Annotated in this window: 2 protein-coding genes and 1 pseudogene; 1 reads left to right on the top strand and 2 read right to left on the bottom strand. The window is 72.0% G+C overall.

Annotated features, from left to right (window positions below; all coding sequences use genetic code 11):
* Window positions 1–604 (top strand): annotated as a pseudogene (locus tag ND748_RS31775) (serine/threonine protein kinase); the annotation flags it as partial.
* Between the two features lie 93 nt (window positions 605–697).
* Here ND748_RS31775 and ND748_RS31770 read toward each other — a convergent pair.
* Window positions 698–1012: a hypothetical protein gene (locus ND748_RS31770; protein WP_251749975.1), complete on the bottom strand. Its 315-nt coding sequence runs from the start codon at window positions 1010–1012 to the stop codon at window positions 698–700.
* Between the two features lie 138 nt (window positions 1013–1150).
* Window positions 1151–1522 (bottom strand): AIR synthase-related protein (locus ND748_RS31765; protein WP_251749974.1); only part of this gene is annotated, 372 nt, incomplete at its 5' end.

Here is a 1522-nt window from a genome sequence, read left to right as displayed (position 1 = left end):
CCGGCGCCGTGGCCGGCTGCTCGGGCTCGGCGTCGCGGTCGTCGTGCTCGCGGCGGCGGCCGTCACGGCCGTGCTGCTCACCCGCGGGGGTGACAGCGCCGACAAGCCGACGACCTTCAGCTACACCGCGACCGGGCCCTGGCGACTGGTTGTCGCCGACCGCCAGTCAGGCAACGACGTGGGCTGCACCGTCGCTCCGCACGGCGCCAACCCGTCCGGGCTGGCCGGGTCGGAGACCGTCTACGGGGACAGGACCTTCCAGATCCACCAGACCGGGCGGATCGAGCTCGACGTCACGCCGTCCTCCCCCGGCTGCCGGCTCACCGCGCAGGCCGGCGGCGGCGACGCGACCCTGCCGTTCACCATCCAGCAGACCGGCGACAGCAGCGCCTTCCACCCGCCCAGCGCCGTCGAGGTCCAGGTCAAGGACTTCAACGGCAGCGACACGTGTGAATTCGTGCTGCGCGATCTCGCCAGCGGGGAGAACGTCGACTTCGCCACCGCCACGAAGGACGCGCCGACCGTCCGACTCGACCCCGGCGGCCGCAGCCAGGTCTACCTGGCCGCCTCCGACTGCGCGATGCGAATCGGCGCCGCCGGCTGAGCCCAGCCGCAGTGGCAGGGCCTCGGACGAGTAAGCCCGAATCGCTGTCGAGACGCCAGGTAGTCGCTCACCCACCCTGCTGGCGCCGTACGGTCACGAGAGTGTCTCTGGGGGCGTGCCCGTGGTCTTCGCCATCCCTGAGCGTGCTCGCTGACGGGGGCGGCGCTCGACGAGGAACAGCACCAGCAGCAGCCCCGCGCCGATGGCCGCATAGGTGAATCCCCAGAAGACTGCCATCCACACGGTGAACGCGCTGCCGTTCGCTGTGGCGGCGCGAAGCCTGAAGGTGCGCGCTGCCGTGTCGCTGAACCGTCGACGGATGGCTGCGGGCACCACGGTTCCCGCGACAAGGTTGACCGCCATGAACCCGAAGATCCAAATTTGTTCACCCGAGGTCGCTGTGTCCACGTATCAAGATAGGGCGACAGGTCGCATACGAGGACGAATTTCGGCGCGTGGGCGTGGGCGGGAGTCGCGTACGGCTCGGACGGCTGGAGTGGGCGCCGAGCGTGTCCACCGCTCGGATGGTTGCGCTCGGTCGACGCATCAGCAGATGCGGGGGAGCTGCTCGCCGAGTGGGCGGTCGACGATGCGGGTCCCACCGAAGGCGGTGCGGGCGACGACGACGCCCGGATGCTCCGCGGTGACCGAGCCGATCACCACGGCGTCGCGGCCAGCCGGATGCGCGCGCATCGCGGCGAGCACCGCGTCCGTGTCGGCCGCGGCGACGAACGCGACGAGCCGGCCCTCGCACGCCACGTGCAGCGGGTCGAGACCGAGAAAGCCGCAGGCCGCCTCGACCACGGGCGGCACCGGCACCGCGGACTCGGTGAACTCGACGCCGGCCCCGGCCGCGGCGGCGATCTCGCACAGCGCGGTCGCCAGGCCCCCGCGGCTCGGGACGCGCACCGCGTGCAC

The organism is Frankia sp. AiPs1 (assembly GCF_023716945.1).
Taxonomy (GTDB): Bacteria; Actinomycetota; Actinomycetes; order Frankiales; family Frankiaceae; genus Frankia.
This window is presented reverse-complemented; position numbering and strand designations above follow the sequence as displayed.